This window comes from Mesorhizobium sp. M0106, from assembly GCF_040322715.1.
In the GTDB taxonomy this organism is placed as follows: Bacteria; Pseudomonadota; Alphaproteobacteria; order Rhizobiales; family Rhizobiaceae; genus Mesorhizobium.
Genome location: NZ_JAMYUA010000007.1, coordinates 153,656 through 170,395, shown reverse-complemented (window position 1 = coordinate 170,395; position 16,740 = coordinate 153,656). Strand labels below are relative to the sequence as shown.

Here is a 16,740-nt window from a genome sequence, read left to right as displayed (position 1 = left end):
CTCATGCTCAAGAAGCTTCGCTTCCTTTCGTCCACCGCGCTCGCGTTTCTTCTCACCGTCCCGGCCCACGCAGCGGGCTCCGGCATGCCTTGGGAACAGCCGCTGCAGCAGATCCTTGAGTCGGTGCAGGGACCGGTCGCCAAGATCGTCGCGGTGATCATCATCATCACCACCGGCCTGACCCTTGCTTTCGGTGACACGGCAGGCGGTTTTCGCCGGCTGATCCAGATTGTCTTCGGCCTGTCGATCGCCTTCGCGGCATCGAGCTTCTTTCTCTCCTTCTTCTCCTTCGGCGGCGGGGCACTCGTCTGATGGCCACCGGAGAGCAGCATATCGAGGGTTTCGAAGTCCCCGTTCACAGGGCATTGACTGAGACGATCCTGCTGGGCGGCGCGCCGCGAGCGGTGGCGATCCTCAACGGCACGGTGGCCGCGGCAATAGGCCTTGGCCTGCAGCAGTGGATCGCCGGACTGGCGCTCTGGATCACCGGCCACACCCTCGCGGTCTTTGCCGCTCGCCGCGATCCGGACTTCGCCAGCGTGCTTGTCCGTCATCTTCGCCTGAAGGGGTGGCTTGCATGCTGAACCTTTCGGAGTATCGCGGCAAAGCCGATCGGCTTGCCGACCATCTGCCCTGGGCCGCTTTGGTCGCGCCCGGCATCGTGCTCAATAAAGACAGTAGCTTCCAGCGAACCTTCCGGTTCCGTGGCCCCGACCTTGAAAGCGCGACCGAAGCCGAGTTGGTCGGCATCTGCGCGCGAGCCAACAATGCGCTACGAAGGTTGGGCTCCGGATGGGGGTTGTTTTTCGAGGCCGAGCGCGTTGAAGCGCTGGGCTATCCGAGCTCGGCTTTTCCCGATGCTGCCTCATGGCTGGTCGATGAGGAACGGCGCGCGGCCTTCGAGGGCAAGGTCGCGCACTTCGAGAGTCGCTATCATCTGACCTTGGTCTTCATGCCGGCGCCAGATGGCCAGGCGCGGGCGGAAAGCGCACTGGTCGACTCGCATCACTCGGGAGGGGCTAGAGACTGGCGCCAGGAGCTGGCGTGGTTTCGCGACGAGACCGACCGCGTCCTGGATTTGCTGTCCGGCTTCATGCCGGAAGTGCGCGCCCTCGATGATGCCGAGACGCTAACCTATCTGCACGGCACAATCTCGACCTACCGCCATCCGGTCGCCATGCCGGAAACGCCAATGTATCTCGACGGTGTTCTGGTTGACGCGCCGCTTACCGGCGGCCTGGAGCCGATGCTGGGTGAGCAGCATCTGTGCACCCTCACCATCCTTGGTTTCCCGAACGTCACCCGGCCAGGGATCCTCGACGCGCTCAACCATCAGGATTTCGCCTACCGCTGGATGACGCGCTTCATCCCGCTCGACAAGACGGAAGCCACAAAGACACTGACCCGGTTGCGCCGTCAGTGGTTTGCCAAGCGCAAATCGATCGCAGCCATCCTGCGCGAGGTCGTGACCAACGAACCCGTCCCCCTCGTCGATAGTGACGCCGACAACAAGGCGCTCGATGCGGATGCCGCCCTTCAGGCATTGGGCGGCGATCACGTCGGCTTCGGCTATCTCACCACAACGGTGACGGTATGGGACCAGGACCGGCAGACCGCCGCGGAAAAGCTCCGAGCGGTTGAGCGCATAGTCAATGGGCTCGGCTTCACCACGATCCGTGAAAGCATCAATGCGGTCGAGGCGTGGCTCGGCTCGTTGCCCGGTCATGTCTACGCTAACGTTCGCCAGCCGCTCGTTCACACGCTGAATCTTGCCCATGTCATGCCGCTGTCGTCGGCGTGGGCCGGTCCGGTGGATAACGAGCATCTCACCAACGTGACTGGGACCGAATCCCCGCCGCTTCTCTTCGCAGAGACCAACGGGTCGACACCGTTTCGGCTTTCCACCCACGTCGGCGATGTCGGCCACATGCTGGTCGTTGGTCCGACCGGTGCCGGCAAGTCGGTTCTGCTTGCGCTAGTCGCTCTGCAGTTTCGACGCTATGCCGGGGCGCAGGTCTATGTCTTCGACAAGGGCAATTCGGCTCGTGCGGCAACACTGGCCATGGGCGGAGAACACCACGCCCTGGGCGCGGATGGTGCGCTTGCCTTCCAGCCACTGAGCAATATCGGCGACCAGGCTACTCGCAGCTGGGCGGCGGAATGGATCGCCGGCCTCGTTGCCCATGAGAATGTCACCGTTACGCCGGAGGTAAAGGAGGCGATCTGGTCGGCCCTCATCAGCCTTGCCACTGCGCCGGTGCAGGAACGCACGCTGACGGGCTTGTCGGTTCTGCTTCAGTCCAATGGGCTCAAGGCCGCGTTGATGCCCTACACGCTCGACGGTCCCTTCGGCCGGCTGCTCGATGCCGATGAAGATCGGCTGGCTTTGTCGGATGTGCAGTGTTTCGAGACCGAAGAGCTGATGCACCAGGAAGGCGCCGTGCTGCCGGTGCTCACCTATCTCTTCCATCGCCTCGAGGAGCGGCTCGACGGCCGGCCAACACTGCTCATGCTCGATGAGGCCTGGGTCTATCTCGACAACCCGCTCTTTGCCGCCCGCATCCGCGAATGGCTGAAGGTGCTGCGAAAGAAGAACGTCTCCGTCATTTTCGCCACGCAGTCACTTGCAGACATCGCTGGCTCTTCCATCGCGCCGGCGATCATCGAGAGCTGCCCACAGCGCATTTTTCTCCCCAATGACCGTGCCGTGGAACCGCAGGCGCGGGCAGCCTATGAGCACTTCGGCCTGAACGAGCGGCAGATCGAATTGGTCGCCCGTGCCACACCGAAGCGCCAGTATTATCTGCAGTCGCGCCGCGGCAACCGCCTCTTCGAGCTCGGGCTCGGCCCGATCGCTCTTGCGCTCTGCGGCGCCTCTGATCCGGCCACGCAAGCTTTGATCGACAGCGTCCTGTCAGAGCACGGGCAGGACAGCTTTGCTTCCCGGTTCCTGAGTGCGCGCGGCCTCGATTGGGCTGCCGAGCTTCTCCAGCAATTCCCTCAACCAGACAAGGAGCAATCGTCATGATGCGGCGCCGCCTTCTCACCAGCCTGATCACCGTTTCCCTAATCGCAAAACCGATGGCCGACTACGTCCAGCCGGCCCACGCCCTAATCGTGTTCGATCCGTCGAATTATGCGCAGAACGTGCTGACAGCGGCACGTTCCCTGGAGCAGATAAACAACCAGATCCAGTCGCTTCAGAACCAGGCGACGATGCTGCAGAACATGGCGCGGAATCTTCAGCGCTTGGATTTTTCTTCCGTCGGCCAGCTCACAGGCTCGCTCCAACGGATCGACGGCCTGATGACCCAGGCCAGCGGCCTGAGCTTCGATCTCGACAAGCTTCAGAACCAGTGGCGTGTGCAATATCCGGAAAGCTACGACGCCACAATCAAGGTCAGCGATGTGGCGAGCGCCGCGCGCGAGCGCTGGCAAAACGCCATGCAGGCGTTCCGCCAAACCATGAGCGCGCAGTCGCAGATCGTGGAGAACGTGCGGGCCGACGGCGACCTGCTTACCGATCTCGTCAACCGCAGTCAGGGCGCGGCAGGTGCCCTTGAGGCAAGCCAGGCCACCAATCAGCTGATCGCGCTTTCGACCAAGCAGCAGATCCAGATTCAGACGCTGCTCGCGACCCAGTTCCGGGCTGAAGCCGAAGATGCTGCCCGCAAGGCGCAGTCCGAGGAAGCCGCCCGCGAGACGACGAAGCGTTTCCTGGGCACCGGTACGGCCTATCCCGGCAACTGATCAGCAGTTCTTCAAGACAACGAGGAAGGCGGCGACATGAATGACCTCGGCGTCATTGATCGCTTCATGGAGACTTTTACCCGCTATATTGATAGCGGGTTCGGTCTGCTTTCGGGCGACCTCGCCTTTCTCACCACCATCCTGATCGGCATCGACATCACGCTGGCAGGCCTGGTCTGGGCGTTCGGCGGCGAGCCCAATGTTCTTGGCCGGCTTGTCCGAAAAGTGCTCTATGTCGGCGCCTTCGCCTTCATCCTGAACAATTTTAAGAACCTCGCCGACATCATCTACCATTCCTTTGCCGGCCTCGGCATCAACGCATCGGCCGGCAATCTGTCCGCCGACAGTCTCCTGCGGCCAGGCCGCATTGCCGCGGCCGGCTTCGAGGGCGCCTGGCCGCTGCTCAATCAAGCGAGCCAGCTAGTCGGCTTCCCCGAGATCTTTGGCAACGCGCTGACCATCTTCGTGCTGCTTCTCGCCTGGTTTCTGGTCCTCATCGCCTTCTTCATTCTTTCAATTCAGCTCTTCATCACCATCCTGGAGTTCAAACTCACCACATTGGCCGGTTTTGTTCTGGTGCCCTTCGCGCTCTGGAACCGCTCGGCATTTCTGGCCGAGCGCGTGCTCGGCAATGTGATCTCGTCGGGCATTAAGGTGATGGTGCTTGCTGTCATCGTCGGCATCGGCTCCACGCTCTTCGGCGAGTTCGCTTCCGCGCTGCAAGGCAAGGAGCCGGACTTGGCCGCGGCCATGTCACAGGTACTGGGCGCGTTGGCGCTGCTTGGGCTCGGCATTTTCGGGCCGGGAATTGCCTCGGGTCTTGTCTCGGGCGCGCCGCAGCTTGGCGCGGGAGCCGCACTCGGAACCACCGCGGCGGCCGCCGGATCAACGCTCGTTGCCGGAGGTGCGGCGCTTGCCGGCCCGCGCATGGCAACCGGCGGCGGTCTCGCCGCCGTTCGAGCCGGCACGGCCATGGGATCGGCTGCTTCCACAGCTTGGCAGATGGGGCGTGCAACATCGCCCGAGTCCGGCCTCTCCGGCGTAGCTGCTGGACTGCAGGGCGTTGCCGGCGCAGCTGGCGGCGCCGCGATGCGGGGAATGCGATCTGCAACAGAACCATTCCGGCGCAGCGCCGATGCCGGGCGCGATGCAGCCTGGACCGCGACGGGCGGCACGCCGACCGCATCAATGACCGGAAACCCTGCCGCGTCAGGTGCCAATGCCGCGCCGGCGTGGGCGAGGCGCTTGCGTTCCGAACAGACCGCGCGCGCCCATCGCCACGCCGCCACGCAGGCCGTCCGCGATGGCGATCGGGGTGGAAGCGGCGCCAACCCCTCTCTCAACGATAAGGAAGACTAGATGCTCTTCAAGCGACCTGTTCAGCGTTACGGGAAGACGCCCCACCCCGTCACACCATACCAGAAGGCCGCCCAACTTTGGGACGAGCGCATCGGCACTGCGCGCGTGCAGGCAAGGAACTGGCGCCTGATGGCCTTTGGCTGCCTCGCTCTGGCCACCGGGCTCTCTGGTGGACTCTTGTGGCAGTCGATGCAGGGCCGCGTTGTGCCTTATGTTGTCGAGGTCGACCGCTTCGGTGAGACACGGGCTGTCGCGCCGGCAATCCAAACCTACGAGCCCGACGATGCCCAGATTGCCTGGCATCTCGGCCATTTCATCCAGAACGTCCGTTCCATCTCCACCGATCCGGTGCTGGTGCGGCAGAACTGGCTGGCGGCGTACGACTTCGCCACCGACCGTGCAGCCCTATTTCTCAATGAGTACGCTAAGGCCAATGACCCGTTCGGCAAGATCGGCACGCGCAGCGTCTCGGTGCAGGTGACGAGCGTGGTTCGAGCGTCCGACAGCTCCTTTCAAGTCAAATGGACCGAGCAGGTCTTTGAGCGCGGCAGCCTCGCCAGCACAACGCGTTGGACCGGGATCCTCACCATTGTGATCCGGCCGCCGAACAATACCGATCAGCTGCGCAAAAACCCGCTCGGCGTCTTCATCAATGCCATCGACTGGTCGCGCGAGCTCGACAGTGCCGCGCAGACTTCCGTTCCCCCAAAGGAGCCCGCCAATGATAAATAGACTCTCGTCACTCCGCACTGCGCTGATCCTCTCGGCGTTGGCTGCGGTCATCTCCGCCTGTGCCTCGAAGCCGGTGCCGCCGCCGCAGATTTCCTATGACCATGCTGGCTTCAAGCCGGCCGCGATTGAGAAGGCGCCGGAGAAGCCCGTCAAAGTCGTGGAAGTGCCGAAACCGCTGCCGCTGCCCGGCCAGTTGCAGCCCGAGCCGGGCAAGGCTGCTGAAGACAGGCGCTCGCCTGAAGAACGTGTCGCCGATGCCAACAAGGCGGCGACGCAGCAACCCACCAAATATGGCTATGTGAATGCGGTGCAGGTTTACCCCTTTGCCGAAGGCGCGCTCTACCAGCTCTATGCCGCACCGGAGCGCGTCAGCGATATCGCTCTGCAGTCAGGCGAGAAACTCCAATCCGTGTCGGCCGGCGATACAGTGCGCTGGGTAATTGGCGACACCGTCAGTGGCTCCGGCGATGACCAGCGCACCCATGTGCTGGTGAAGCCCTTCGCGCCAGGACTTGCCACGAATCTGGTGATCACCACGGACCGGCGAAGCTATCACCTGCAGCTTCAAAGCACGGATAAGACCGCCATGGCGGCCATCTCCTGGACTTACAGCGAGGACCAGATCATCGCGCTACGCCGGCGCAATTCGCAGGCCGAGGCGGCAATGCCGGTGGCCTCAAATGTCGCACTCGAAAAGATCCACTTCCGCTATGCAATCACCGGCGATACGCCACCCTGGAGGCCGACGCGTGCCTTCGACGATGGCAGCAAGGTCTATATCGAATTTCCTGGCCGCATCGATCAGGGCGAGGCCCCGCCACTCTTCATCGTCGGTGCTGACGGGGACAACCAGCTCGTCAACTACCGCATACGGGGCAACTATTACATCGTCGATCGCCTCTTCGCCGCGGCCGAACTGCGCCTCGGCGCCAAGCAGCAGCAGGTGGTGCGCATCACGAGGACCGACGGCAGGCAAGCGCCGCGGCGGATATCGCTCTTTTCGCGTTCCAGCAGGTGAGGGGACGACCCATGACGGATACTTCCCGCTCCGATGCTCCACCGAAACTCGATCCAGAACAGCTGCAGCTGCGGGCCTCGCCTCGCCGCGCTGTGCGCTTCAAGCGCGGCATTATTGTCGCCATTGCTGCTGTTGGTTCCGGGACCGTTCTAGGCGTCACCATGATGGCGCTGCAGGGACCGGCGCTGCGCATCAAGGAGCAGGCTGAAGAGCTTTACAACACTGAGCGGAAGCCAACCGCGGAGGCAATTGAAAGGCTGCCTAAGGACTATTCCGGGATCAAGCCCAAGCCTCCGGTGCTTGGAGCACCGCTGCCCGGCGACCTCGGCCGCCCCATCCTTGAGCACCAACGCCAGCTGGGCATCGCGCCGGGCCAGGAGGTTTCGGCGGAGGAGCAGCGCCTTGCACAGCAGGCGATCGGGGCGCGCGAATCGCAAGTCTTCTTCCGGATCGAAAATCGACCCCGGCAAGCGGATGCCGCCGGCAACGGGCAGGGCGGGCGTCCACCCTTTGATGGAACGGCTCCACAATCCCATGCCGCACGCGATTCAGCTTCCGTAGCACCGGCCGAGGGCGACCAAAACAACCAACAGCGCAAGCTCGATTTTGTCAGCCAGCGGAACACAAGTGGAATCTACAATCTGCATGCACTGCAGACGCCGGCTTCGCCGTATCAGCTGATGGCCGGCAGCGTCATCGCAGCGAGCCTGATCACTGGCATCAATTCCGACTTGCCCGGCCTCGTCGTCGCACAGGTCACCGAGAATGTGCACGACACAGTCACCGGCAGCTCCTTGCTCATTCCGCAAGGCTCTCGCCTGATTGGCACCTATGACAGCGTTGTTGCCTTTGGACAAAGGCGCGCGCTGCTGGTCTGGCAACGGATACTGCTGCCCGACGGCTCTTCGATCGAAATCGACAATCTGCCGGCGACGGACACCGCCGGCTATGCCGGGCTTGAGGACAAGGTGGATTTCCACACCTGGCAGCTGATGAAAGGCGTTGCGCTGGCCACGTTGCTGGGGGTCGGCACGGAGCTGAGCCTCGGGCAAGACGAAAGCGACCTGGTCAAAGCAATCCGCGAATCCGCTCAGCAGAACGTCAGTCAAGCTGGCCAGCGCATCACCGAGAAGAACCTCAATATTCAGCCCACGATCACCGTCCGCCCTGGTTGGCCACTGCGCGTCATCGTGCACAAGGATCTTGTGCTACGGCCGTACCCGAATTGACTGGAGTCATCATGACCAATCTGAAACTCGGCAAACTTCCGGATCGGACACCTTCGAAGATCACCATAAGCGTAAGTGCAGACCTGAACCAAGCACTGCAGGACTATGCGGCGCTTTATCGTCAGACCTATGGCGAGTCCGAATCGGTAGCGGAACTGATCCCGTTCATGCTGGCGGAGTTCCTGGAGAGCGATCGAGCGTTTGCCAAGGCCAGAAAGGAAGGGCTCCCTGTCGTCGACAAGTCAGAGAAATCGCGGCGGCAGCCAATTTCAGGGTCCGAATAAGTCACAGCGACCAGTGAGTCCGAGGGGGCGCCTTTCTAGGCGGGCGAATGCATTGAAGCAACTTGCCGGCGGCAAGCCGAAACATAGGGCACAATAGTCGAGCTGATCTGCCCCGAACCAATGCCGGCTCTGCGCCTCATGTCGGTCACCCCGTCGACGTCAGACGTGCACTGATAGTGTTGAAAAAGTCCGGCGCACCGCAAATCGCCATCGATATTAGAATCCAGTTCCACCCCGGCGCATTGCATGGAATCAGGATTCAATTTTGGGGTCTCTGCGGAACGCCATGCTACGAAAGTGCCACGGGCGACCGCGACGCGGACTTTTTCAACAATATCCACTGAAAGCAGACATGATGCCGCAGACACGACACGTGAGCTTGTGGCGTGATCGTGATGCCGATCAGGCCTAGGTAGATCATTGATATTGCAACTTACTGGGCTTCGACGGGCGGGGCGTTGGGCCGATAACCTCGCGGCTCCGCTGCTCTCTCCCGACTAGATGAGGCAAGTCACAGCTATGAGCCGCAGCAGGCGAGAAGTTATTCTTCGAAGAAACTTTATGGTTGCAAGTTTCTCGCGATATTCACATGATCAGCCTTGGCTCTAAAAGGTAGAAAACGCTGCCCGCCGAGGAATCGTCTTTTAGCCTAAAATGAAGCCTGACGTGCCGACACCGAATCACTTGGAGTAGATCATGCGAAACGTCGCGCGGGCACCAAGTCCGCCAGCGGCCTTGGGGGGCTCGCTCGCTACGGAGAGACGTCAATCCTTTCTCCGGTATCTTCAGTTGGATCCGATGAAACGCGAACAGACCCGCGTTCCGATCATGCAGCTCGAGTCACGGGAGATCATGCGCGATCTCTCGCACATGTTCCTGGGAAAGTGCGCGTTCTGCGAACAGGCTTCGAAAAGCATGTTCCTGCACCGCTTCAGGCCGATGAACGATGCCGAGCCAACGATCGGCAGCGAGGAGGACGGGCGGGCACGCGATGCCCATCTCTACTACGGCTGGCTGTCGGATGCCTGGATCAATCTCTATCCGAGCTGCGGGGACTGCAGGCCGAAACGAACCAATTACTTCCCGGTCGACGGACAGAGGACGCCTATCCCGACGCCGGAAGAATATGCCCGGTTTGTCGAGAAAGGCGACGGGACGTGGCCGGACATGGTCCTCAACGAGGCACCGCTCCTGGTCGATCCCTGTGCCGACGACATTGCCCGCCATCTCGTCCCGCGGAAAGACGGATCGATGGAAGCTGCAAGTCCACAGGGCGAGGAAACCATCAAGCATTTCCGGCTCAATCGGACGCGATTGAGAACCAGACGAAAGCAGGCCTTCGACGATTATGCAAAACTTGAAGGTGATGGGCCGAACGACACCAATGAATTCGTAGGCCTCTGGCGGATACTCAGGCGCCAGGTCGATGCCAGCGACGCGGAAATTGTGCGGATTGCCGCTTCTGCGAATATCGTCGAGGAAGACGACATAGCGGGAGCACCCCCCCGCCTCAAGGAAATCCGGCTGACGAACTTCAAGGCCATTGAGACGCTGTCGATCAAACTGCCTGCTGCACCAGACTCGACCGAACGCATGGCGCAGGCATTGTTGATCCTTGGCGAAAACGCTGCTGGCAAGAGCTCCATCCTAGAGGCGATCGCGCTTGCCCTCATCGGCACCGACGCGCGCCCCGACCTGGTGGAAGAACCGGGTAGCCTAAGGCTCAACCCCAGCTTCATGGGTGCCGAGGACCTGCCGCAAAGGCGATCGGCCAAGGTTCGCCTTCAGTTCGACAATGGACAGGTCTCGACACTCACGGTCGGTGTCAAGGGCTATTCTCAAATCGGCGAGAACCGATTGCCCTTGGTCTTCGGCTACGGCGCCTACCGTCATTATGTGCGCGACCTGCATGACTGGAAACCGTCACGACCGGTGCTCAGCCTGTTCCATACCGACAGCCTGCTCAGCAATCCGGAGCACTGGCTTCTCGGGTTGCCGCCGACCGAGTACCGGGCCGTCGTCCAGGCCTTGGGAGTGATCTTCGGGGCGGCCGAAGAGATCGAAGTCATCCATCGAGACGAGGCCAAGAGGCGATGCTTCGTTGAGATGCAGATTGATGCGTCCGGCAAGAAGAGCAGGACCCCGCTCTCAAACGTCTCGTCGGGCTTCCGTACCATTCTCGCATTGTCCTGCGACATCCTGCGATGGCTCATGGATCGCGACATCAATCCGAACTTCACAACGCTGACCTCGGCGGAAGGGATCGTGCTGATCGACGAGGTCGAGGCCCATCTCCATCCGCGCTGGAAGATCCACATCATGAAGGGCCTGCGCACTGCATTGCCGTCGATGACCTTCATCGTCACGACGCATGATCCGTTGTGCCTCAGGGGAATGCGCGACGGTGAAGTGGTGGTGTTGAGCAAGGTCGCCAGGCAGCTAGGCAGCGGCCAGATCCCGCTCATGGTCGACAGCCTCACCCAGTTGCCGAAGGTGTCGGCGCTGACCATCGAGCAGCTCCTAACCTCGGACCTGTTCAGCCTGTTTTCCACCGACGACCCCGAGATCGAGGCAAGCCTCGCAAGGCTTGGCGACTATCTCGCAAGAAAGGACGGGAGTGCGCCGGACCAGGACGTCAGAACTGCGATGGACGCGATCCGCAGGCAGGTAGTGGATGCCCTTCCGGTCGGCATGAGCGAGGCTGCCCGCCTCGTGCAGGAGGCCGTTGCCGACTACCTCGTCAACCGGCGCAACCTTGCCGGCCGGCCACGCGAGGTCCTGCGCGATGAAACGAAGAGGCGGATCCTGGCCGTCCTGGAGGGCATCTGATGCGGCGCGTCGATCGGACCCTGGTTTCGGCGCCGGCTGTTCTTGTCGGTGAGAAAAGCCGCGGCGGCAAGGAACTGGCAAAGGCGAAGATCTTCTTCGCGGCGCAGGCAAAGGCACAAGCTGTGACAGCGGCCGCCGGCGCTGCGGCTCCAGGTGCGAAAACCAGGAAAAAGAAGGACAAGACGTTCAGTTTCAGCGCCTATTCCGACGAAGCAGTCAAATACGCGCTCGACAAGCTGTTCTTCGGCAAATGCGCTTATTGCGAAAGCCGGTATGCCAACCAAGCGCCGGTCGATGTCGAACATTACCGGCCAAAGGGACGCATCGCCCGAGTTGCCAATCATCCCGGCTACTGGTGGCTTGCCATGGTGTGGGACAACCTGCTGCCAAGTTGCATCGATTGCAATCGGCGGCGCTGGCAGGACTTGCCGAGATTCCCCGAGAGTCTCGCGCAACTGCTGGCGGCTCCTGAAATGCAAGGTGTCAAGGCATCGCTTGGCAAGCAGGATTTGTTTCCGATCGCCGGTGCAGCCAGGGCGACGGCGGACTTTCCCGGTATCGACGAGCAGCCTGACCTGATCAACCCCTGCGTTGACGTTCCGGAAGAGCACTTGGTGTTTCACATTGACCGTGGCGACCCTCTCGGCCTCGTCCTTCCGACCTTCAAGGACAACGTCCCTTCCAGGCGTGGCCTGACATCGATCCATGTCTACGGCCTGAACCGGCTCGGATTGGTTCAGGAGAGAACACGGGTCCTGCGCAAGCTAGATTTCCTGAGCCGGTTGATCGACGAGATCGGCAAGATTTCGGAGACGCTGCTTGCCAGCCTTGATCAGCAGACCAAGACCATGGGCGCGCGGCTCGACCTGCTGGTCAACCAAATCCTCGACGAAATCCGCACGATGGCGGAGCCGGGCCAACCCTATTCGAGCCTCGTGAAGGCCTGGTCGGACACGCTTAAAATCAATTGAGGTAGATGGGACATGAGCGCGCCTGAACTGAGCTGCGACCTCGTCATGAAGGGCGGGATCACAAGTGGGGTTGTCTACCCGAAGGCCGTCGTGAAACTTTCGCGCAAGTACCGCTTCCGCAATATCGGCGGTACGTCGGCCGGCGCGATTGCCGCGGTGGTCACTGCCGCCGCCGAATTCGGTCGCGCCGAAGGCGGATTTGAAAAGATCGAGGCGCTCCCAAAGCAGCTGTCAGCGACGCTCTTGGAGAAATTCCAGCCTCGCCAGGAGCTTCGCCCGGTCTTCAATCTAGTGCTGGCGGCGATGTCGAAAAGTATCGCGGGCACGGTCTTCGCGCTTTTGAAGGGCTACCCGGTGCCAGCCCTTTTTGGTGCCATCCCTGCGATCATAATCGCCATCATGATCCCGTTCACCTGGCATTCCCTGCCAGCGGCGCTGCTCATTGTCTTGCTGTTCCTGTTTCTGCTCCTTCTTCTGCCGGCCGCCACAGCGGCTTTGGTCGCCGCCCGCGATGTCGCCCGCAGGCTCCCGCAGGCCGATTACGGCCTCTGCAACGGAATGACCCAACCTTATATGATGGCCGGCCATCCCGCCCTGACGGAGTGGCTAGCCGACACGATAGATCTCGTCGCCGGGCGTTCGGCCACCGGGGCACCGCTTGGGGTCAAGGATCTTCAATCCCGCCAGATCAAGGTGCAAACGGTAACCACCGATATCACCTCGCATCGCCCCTACGTGCTGCCGATGGAGAATAACCTTCATCTCTTTTCCGAGCGGGAGTTCCGTTCGCTTTTTCCTGCTCGCGTCGTCGACGCGATGCTGACGACGCCAAAGGAGGGGTCAAGCGACCTCTATCCGTTCAAGATCGACAATCTTCCGCTAGTGGTCCTCGCACGTATGAGCCTCAGCTTCCCGGCACTGATCTCGGCGGTGCCGCTCTACAGGATCGACTATACGCTGGTCGGCGTCCCCGAACAGGACAGGTTGGTGCGCTGCATGTTCTCCGACGGAGGGCTGTCGTCAAATTTTCCGGTACATTTCTTCGACCGCTTCCTGCCGTCGCGCCCGACCTTTGGCATCTCTCTCGGCGAATATGACCGCCGGCGGGAGAAGCCGGAAAGCACCGGGGAAACCCGCGTATTTCTTCCGACAAAGGCGGGACAGGGGCAACTCCTGCCAACGCAAGGCTTTTCCGGCCTGATCGCCTTCGTGTTCGCCCTGTTTGACAGCGCCAAGGACTGGCAGGATTCCCTCCAGTCGATCCTCGCCGGCTATCGCGAACGGATCGTGACGGTCGACCTCAAACCGGAGGAGGGCGGCCTCAACCTGGATATGCCACCCGCCCGCATAGACCAGCTCACCGGCTTCGGCGAACGTGCCGGCGACCTCATCACAAACGATTTCGAACTCAACGAGCACAAGTGGCGTCGGTATCTAGTCGAAGTCCGCGCGCTCGACGAGATGCTGCGCCAATTCGCCGATGCCTACGCAGAAGAACCCGAACCGGGCTCGCTTGGATACGCAGAGATCGCAACCAGCTACGAACCGTCATCCTACAAGGATCTCTCGGTAAGCGAACGGCAGATCTTGCGAGAACGAGCGGAGGCGATCGCCGCTCTTGGAAAAGCGTTTCAGAAGCAACAGCGTCTGGAAAGCTTCGACGATCATATGCCGAAGAGCCGCAGCCGGATCCGCTCTGTTGCCCGGATGGACTATTGACCGCGACAATCGCAGCCGGACCGCGAAGATGTCTGATCGACAAAGGTCAAGACGTCGCGGTTGTTTCAAACTCATCGATCCCCGTGCGGTGTCTATCTTCATCATATCGAACCGCCATGTGCCGGGGGATACTTATTTAGAGGTGCAGCGGTCCAAAATTTATTGGCATCGCATCCGGCAGAATGCGGCGAAAAAAAGCATGATCTCGTGACGAAAGGGGGGCAGGGAAAACCTCACAATCGACAAAATGCCTCCCGGCCGGTTGATACGGCATTTCGCTGGTTGTTGAAGGCGATATTGGTGAGACGATGATCGGAATATTCTTCTCGTGGCAGAGCGATGTCGCGCCAAACAAAGTTGATGGCAGGCGGGCCCACCACTATGACTGTCATCGACTTACGTGGCGACCATGACGTCGGGGGTTCATCAGGACTGCAGGTTTTGTTTCAACCAATCTTGGGGCACCAGGGATCCTCCCTCCCACCAGTCGTGCTTGAGGTGGTCTGTGAAACGCGAGTCGTTCTCGAATTTCGCGTGGTCGGTGACGATAATCTGCATCTGGCCATCAAGTTTTTCGACGACGTCGAAAAGCCACTCGTAGATTTTGCGGACCTCCATCCAGTCATTGTCCTCTGTCTCCCCGTTAGCTGAAGGGAAATAGACCTGTGACGGCTGATCGAGGATCAAAAAGTTAGGTACGGGCCGCTTGTTCGAGGCAAACCATTCGTGGAGAGCCAGATGGCCGAGCAAGTGATACCAGACCCAGTTCCGTCCGCTGCCAAAGCGCGAAAACGGAATCGTCTCGTCTGCAGTCTCGCTGACAAGCCTCGGCCCGCGGAGATCAAATGTCAGAAAACCGTTCGCGTATTCGAGACGTTGCTCGCGAGCCCAGCGGGTGATCTGCTGCCCGATACCGCCGAGGAAGGTCGCGGTCTTCGCACGTACATCTGACAGGTTAGTCTCTGATTCGAGTTCTTCGATGTCCGTGACCAAGGAGGCCCTCTCAAGTTCCATCGCGACACGTGTCTCGTCGTCGTCGACCGATATGAGCCTGCGGAACATGTCGATCATGCCAGAAAGCCGGGCAACCTCGTGTTTCTGCTCCAATAGCGACTTGATGGAGTCTTCCTCGACCTTCAAGCGTTGAACCTCGCGCCTAAGCGAAGCGATTTCCGACGTGAGATTGGTAACGGCGGCACGGTGCTTTGAGAGTTGTTCCCGGACATCGATCTTGTCCGAATTCACCATCGCAAGTTCGACGGCAAGCGTTTCCAAAGATTGCTTCATATCCGCTACAGCCGGCGTGACACCCTCTAGCCAGCTTTCGCAAACCGGGCATTGCTTGGAATCGTGGTCATCTGCGAGGAGATGCAACGCCGTCAAACGTCGCCGCTGCTCGTTGAGCGCGCTATCGACGACGTTTTGGTCGTTCTCAAAACGCTCCAGAGCGTCAATCTCTTTTTTGAGATCTGACCTTTCACGAGTCTTATTCAGTAGCTCAGTATTCATCTGCTTGAGGACGTCAACGTCCTGACCGTCCGCTAATTGGCTACCGGCGAACAGAGTGGTTTGGAGGGCCGAAGAAACTCTCTCGAGTATCTGTGCCGTCGACCTCCTAGCTGGGATGTCGGATGTCGCAATCAAACCCAGCCGGGTGCTTTCCGCCACAATTGATACGAGTTCCGTGTCACGATTGGCGGCGATCGATACGCCGCGTTCAAGCGCACGCTCGACCTCTCGCAGTCTCTTCCGCTTATTGCGGAGTTCGGCTTGCTTTTCGATGATGGCAGGGGAGATTGCCCCGAGGTAGTATGGCAACGTATCTCTTATCGTCTGAGCGAGTTCGCTTTGACGATGGAAATACAGGTCCGGGTTGGCGATCTCATTCTGCTTTTGGAAGCTGTAGATAAGACCTGACCGGAAGGTAAGCTTTTGTCGGTCAGCCGTGCCGTCGGCCCGAGGAAGAAGTGTGACTCCCACGCCTAGAAGCGATCCGATCTTTTCTACAAGATCATCCCGACGAGCATTCGGCTTCAAATCACTCATAGGCGGCGTTTCGTGGTCCGGGTTTGGCCGCACGAAGAACTCATTGCTCGCCGTCCTCCCTACGGGGACGCTACGGCGGGCCACGAATAACCTTTCCGCACCAAAATCCAGTTTCAAGGCGAACCATGACACGGCATTCGAGATCACACCTGCCGGGATCTCGAAACGCGATGCTCCAAGACAGTAATCGACGACGCTTAGCATTGCAGACTTTCCCCGACCGCTTGGGCCAGCGAGGATGTTCACGCGACCTAGGTCGAACGAGATTTCGTTGATCCTGCCGTCAAGGGAGTAAAGGACCACGCTCTGGATTTGCATTATGGTTTTACTCCTACCTGTTGGTAGATTTCTCTGTCGTCTCCTACCTTCGCGAACCACTTCCCGACAAATGCGGCCGCCTTCTGGTCGTCATCAAGGGTTTTGTCCGACTTCAAGATCGGAGGCCCCTTGGTGGCCGCAATCAGGCGGCCGTTCTCAGTCGAGACCCAGTTCGAGCGGAGCGACGTCAAAACGGCCTCCTTGACCTGCGGAACAAGGGACTGCGTAGATGAGATCAGGTCGGTTCGAAGTTCTGGGTGATCCCTCAGCCACTTCGAAAATCGGGTAGCGATAGTGCGGGGAAGGGCATTCCGGATATCGGGATGCAAGGCTATGGCGATGCCGGGAAACGCAAGGGCCAGCGACATGCCCCCATTAGTAACGCTATAGCCTTTGGCCATGCTATACACGAGGACGCCGAGATAGCCCGGATTAAAATAGTTGGCGAAATCTGTCTGCCGATCGTTCCAGGGAGCAAACGCCAT

14 protein-coding genes are annotated in these 16,740 nt (G+C 60.4%); 12 read left to right on the top strand and 2 right to left on the bottom strand.

The features are described from left to right. Positions 1 to 3: 3 nt before the first annotated feature. The 12 genes from NKJ55_RS09980 (at position 4) to NKJ55_RS09925 (ending at position 13,891) form a co-directional block, all read left to right on the top strand. Positions 4 to 312 (top strand): TrbC/VirB2 family type IV secretion system protein, encoded by a 309-nt coding sequence (locus NKJ55_RS09980; RefSeq protein ID WP_023680310.1) that lies wholly within the window; start codon positions 4 to 6, stop codon positions 310 to 312. After that, entirely contained in the window at positions 312 to 584 is a 273-nt protein-coding gene (locus NKJ55_RS09975; RefSeq protein ID WP_023718722.1) for a VirB3 family type IV secretion system protein, read from the top strand. Before NKJ55_RS09980 ends, NKJ55_RS09975 begins: the two co-directional genes overlap by 1 nt. Then, positions 578 to 3,028, top strand: coding sequence for a conjugal transfer protein TrbE (trbE, locus tag NKJ55_RS09970; RefSeq protein WP_352449743.1), 2,451 nt, complete (start codon positions 578 to 580; stop codon positions 3,026 to 3,028). The genes NKJ55_RS09975 and trbE overlap by 7 nt, the downstream gene beginning before the upstream one ends. Then, on the top strand, positions 3,025 to 3,750 hold the full coding sequence (gene trbJ, locus NKJ55_RS09965; RefSeq protein ID WP_023718720.1) for a P-type conjugative transfer protein TrbJ: 726 nt from the start codon (positions 3,025 to 3,027) through the stop codon (positions 3,748 to 3,750). Before trbE ends, trbJ begins: the two co-directional genes overlap by 4 nt. A gap of 36 nt (positions 3,751 to 3,786) precedes the next feature. After that, entirely contained in the window at positions 3,787 to 5,109 is a 1,323-nt protein-coding gene (trbL, locus tag NKJ55_RS09960) for a P-type conjugative transfer protein TrbL (RefSeq protein ID WP_352449742.1), read from the top strand. Then, on the top strand, positions 5,110 to 5,841 hold the full coding sequence (trbF, locus tag NKJ55_RS09955; RefSeq protein ID WP_352449741.1) for a conjugal transfer protein TrbF: 732 nt from the start codon (positions 5,110 to 5,112) through the stop codon (positions 5,839 to 5,841). It begins immediately after the preceding gene. Beyond that, positions 5,831 to 6,859, top strand: coding sequence for a P-type conjugative transfer protein TrbG (trbG, locus tag NKJ55_RS09950; RefSeq protein ID WP_352449740.1), 1,029 nt, complete (start codon positions 5,831 to 5,833; stop codon positions 6,857 to 6,859). The genes trbF and trbG overlap by 11 nt, the downstream gene beginning before the upstream one ends. 11 nt (positions 6,860 to 6,870) lie before the next feature. Further along, positions 6,871 to 8,088: a TraB/TrbI/VirB10 family type IV secretion system protein gene (locus tag NKJ55_RS09945; protein ID WP_352449739.1), complete on the top strand. Its 1,218-nt coding sequence runs from the start codon at positions 6,871 to 6,873 to the stop codon at positions 8,086 to 8,088. Positions 8,089 to 8,099: 11 nt separating this feature from the next. After that, positions 8,100 to 8,372, top strand: coding sequence for a DUF2274 domain-containing protein (locus NKJ55_RS09940; protein ID WP_352449738.1), 273 nt, complete (start codon positions 8,100 to 8,102; stop codon positions 8,370 to 8,372). A gap of 798 nt (positions 8,373 to 9,170) precedes the next feature. After that, positions 9,171 to 11,201 carry an AAA family ATPase gene (locus tag NKJ55_RS09935; RefSeq protein WP_352449737.1) on the top strand — a complete coding sequence of 677 codons (2,031 nt, stop codon included), beginning with the start codon at positions 9,171 to 9,173 and terminating at the stop codon, positions 11,199 to 11,201. Beyond that, positions 11,201 to 12,172, top strand: a complete 972-nt coding sequence (locus NKJ55_RS09930) for an HNH endonuclease family protein (protein WP_352449736.1) — start codon at positions 11,201 to 11,203, stop codon at positions 12,170 to 12,172. Before NKJ55_RS09935 ends, NKJ55_RS09930 begins: the two co-directional genes overlap by 1 nt. Positions 12,173 to 12,184: 12 nt before the next feature. Next, the gene (locus NKJ55_RS09925) at positions 12,185 to 13,891 is read left to right on the top strand and encodes a patatin-like phospholipase domain-containing protein (RefSeq protein WP_352449735.1); all 1,707 of its coding nucleotides are present in this window, start codon (positions 12,185 to 12,187) and stop codon (positions 13,889 to 13,891) included. Positions 13,892 to 14,317: 426 nt separating this feature from the next. On the opposite strand, the gene NKJ55_RS09920 is transcribed toward NKJ55_RS09925, so the two are convergent. Beyond that, positions 14,318 to 16,255, bottom strand: coding sequence for a DUF3732 domain-containing protein (locus NKJ55_RS09920; protein ID WP_352449734.1), 1,938 nt, complete (start codon positions 16,253 to 16,255; stop codon positions 14,318 to 14,320). Next, the gene (locus NKJ55_RS09915; RefSeq protein WP_352449733.1) at positions 16,255 to 16,740 is read right to left on the bottom strand and encodes a three component ABC system middle component; all 486 of its coding nucleotides are present in this window, start codon (positions 16,738 to 16,740) and stop codon (positions 16,255 to 16,257) included. Before NKJ55_RS09915 ends, NKJ55_RS09920 begins: the two co-directional genes overlap by 1 nt.

Bases quoted from the DNA above. Each gene is read 5' to 3' on its own strand.
- NKJ55_RS09940 (WP_352449738.1), top strand. From the start codon at position 8,100: ATGACCAATCTGAAACTCGGCAAACTTCCGGATCGGACACCTTCGAAG.
- trbJ (WP_023718720.1), top strand. From the start codon at position 3,025: ATGATGCGGCGCCGCCTTCTCACCAGCCTGATCACCGTTTCCCTAATC.
- NKJ55_RS09980 (WP_023680310.1), top strand. From the start codon at position 4: ATGCTCAAGAAGCTTCGCTTCCTTTCGTCCACCGCGCTCGCGTTTCTT.
- trbL (WP_352449742.1), top strand. From the start codon at position 3,787: ATGAATGACCTCGGCGTCATTGATCGCTTCATGGAGACTTTTACCCGC.
- NKJ55_RS09915 (WP_352449733.1), bottom strand. From the start codon at position 16,740: ATGGCGTTTGCTCCCTGGAACGATCGGCAGACAGATTTCGCCAACTAT.
- NKJ55_RS09920 (WP_352449734.1), bottom strand. From the start codon at position 16,255: ATGCAAATCCAGAGCGTGGTCCTTTACTCCCTTGACGGCAGGATCAAC.
- NKJ55_RS09925 (WP_352449735.1), top strand. From the start codon at position 12,185: ATGAGCGCGCCTGAACTGAGCTGCGACCTCGTCATGAAGGGCGGGATC.
- NKJ55_RS09935 (WP_352449737.1), top strand. From the start codon at position 9,171: ATGAAACGCGAACAGACCCGCGTTCCGATCATGCAGCTCGAGTCACGG.
- NKJ55_RS09930 (WP_352449736.1), top strand. From the start codon at position 11,201: ATGCGGCGCGTCGATCGGACCCTGGTTTCGGCGCCGGCTGTTCTTGTC.
- NKJ55_RS09975 (WP_023718722.1), top strand. From the start codon at position 312: ATGGCCACCGGAGAGCAGCATATCGAGGGTTTCGAAGTCCCCGTTCAC.
- trbF (WP_352449741.1), top strand. From the start codon at position 5,110: ATGCTCTTCAAGCGACCTGTTCAGCGTTACGGGAAGACGCCCCACCCC.
- trbE (WP_352449743.1), top strand. From the start codon at position 578: ATGCTGAACCTTTCGGAGTATCGCGGCAAAGCCGATCGGCTTGCCGAC.
- trbG (WP_352449740.1), top strand. From the start codon at position 5,831: ATGATAAATAGACTCTCGTCACTCCGCACTGCGCTGATCCTCTCGGCG.
- NKJ55_RS09945 (WP_352449739.1), top strand. From the start codon at position 6,871: ATGACGGATACTTCCCGCTCCGATGCTCCACCGAAACTCGATCCAGAA.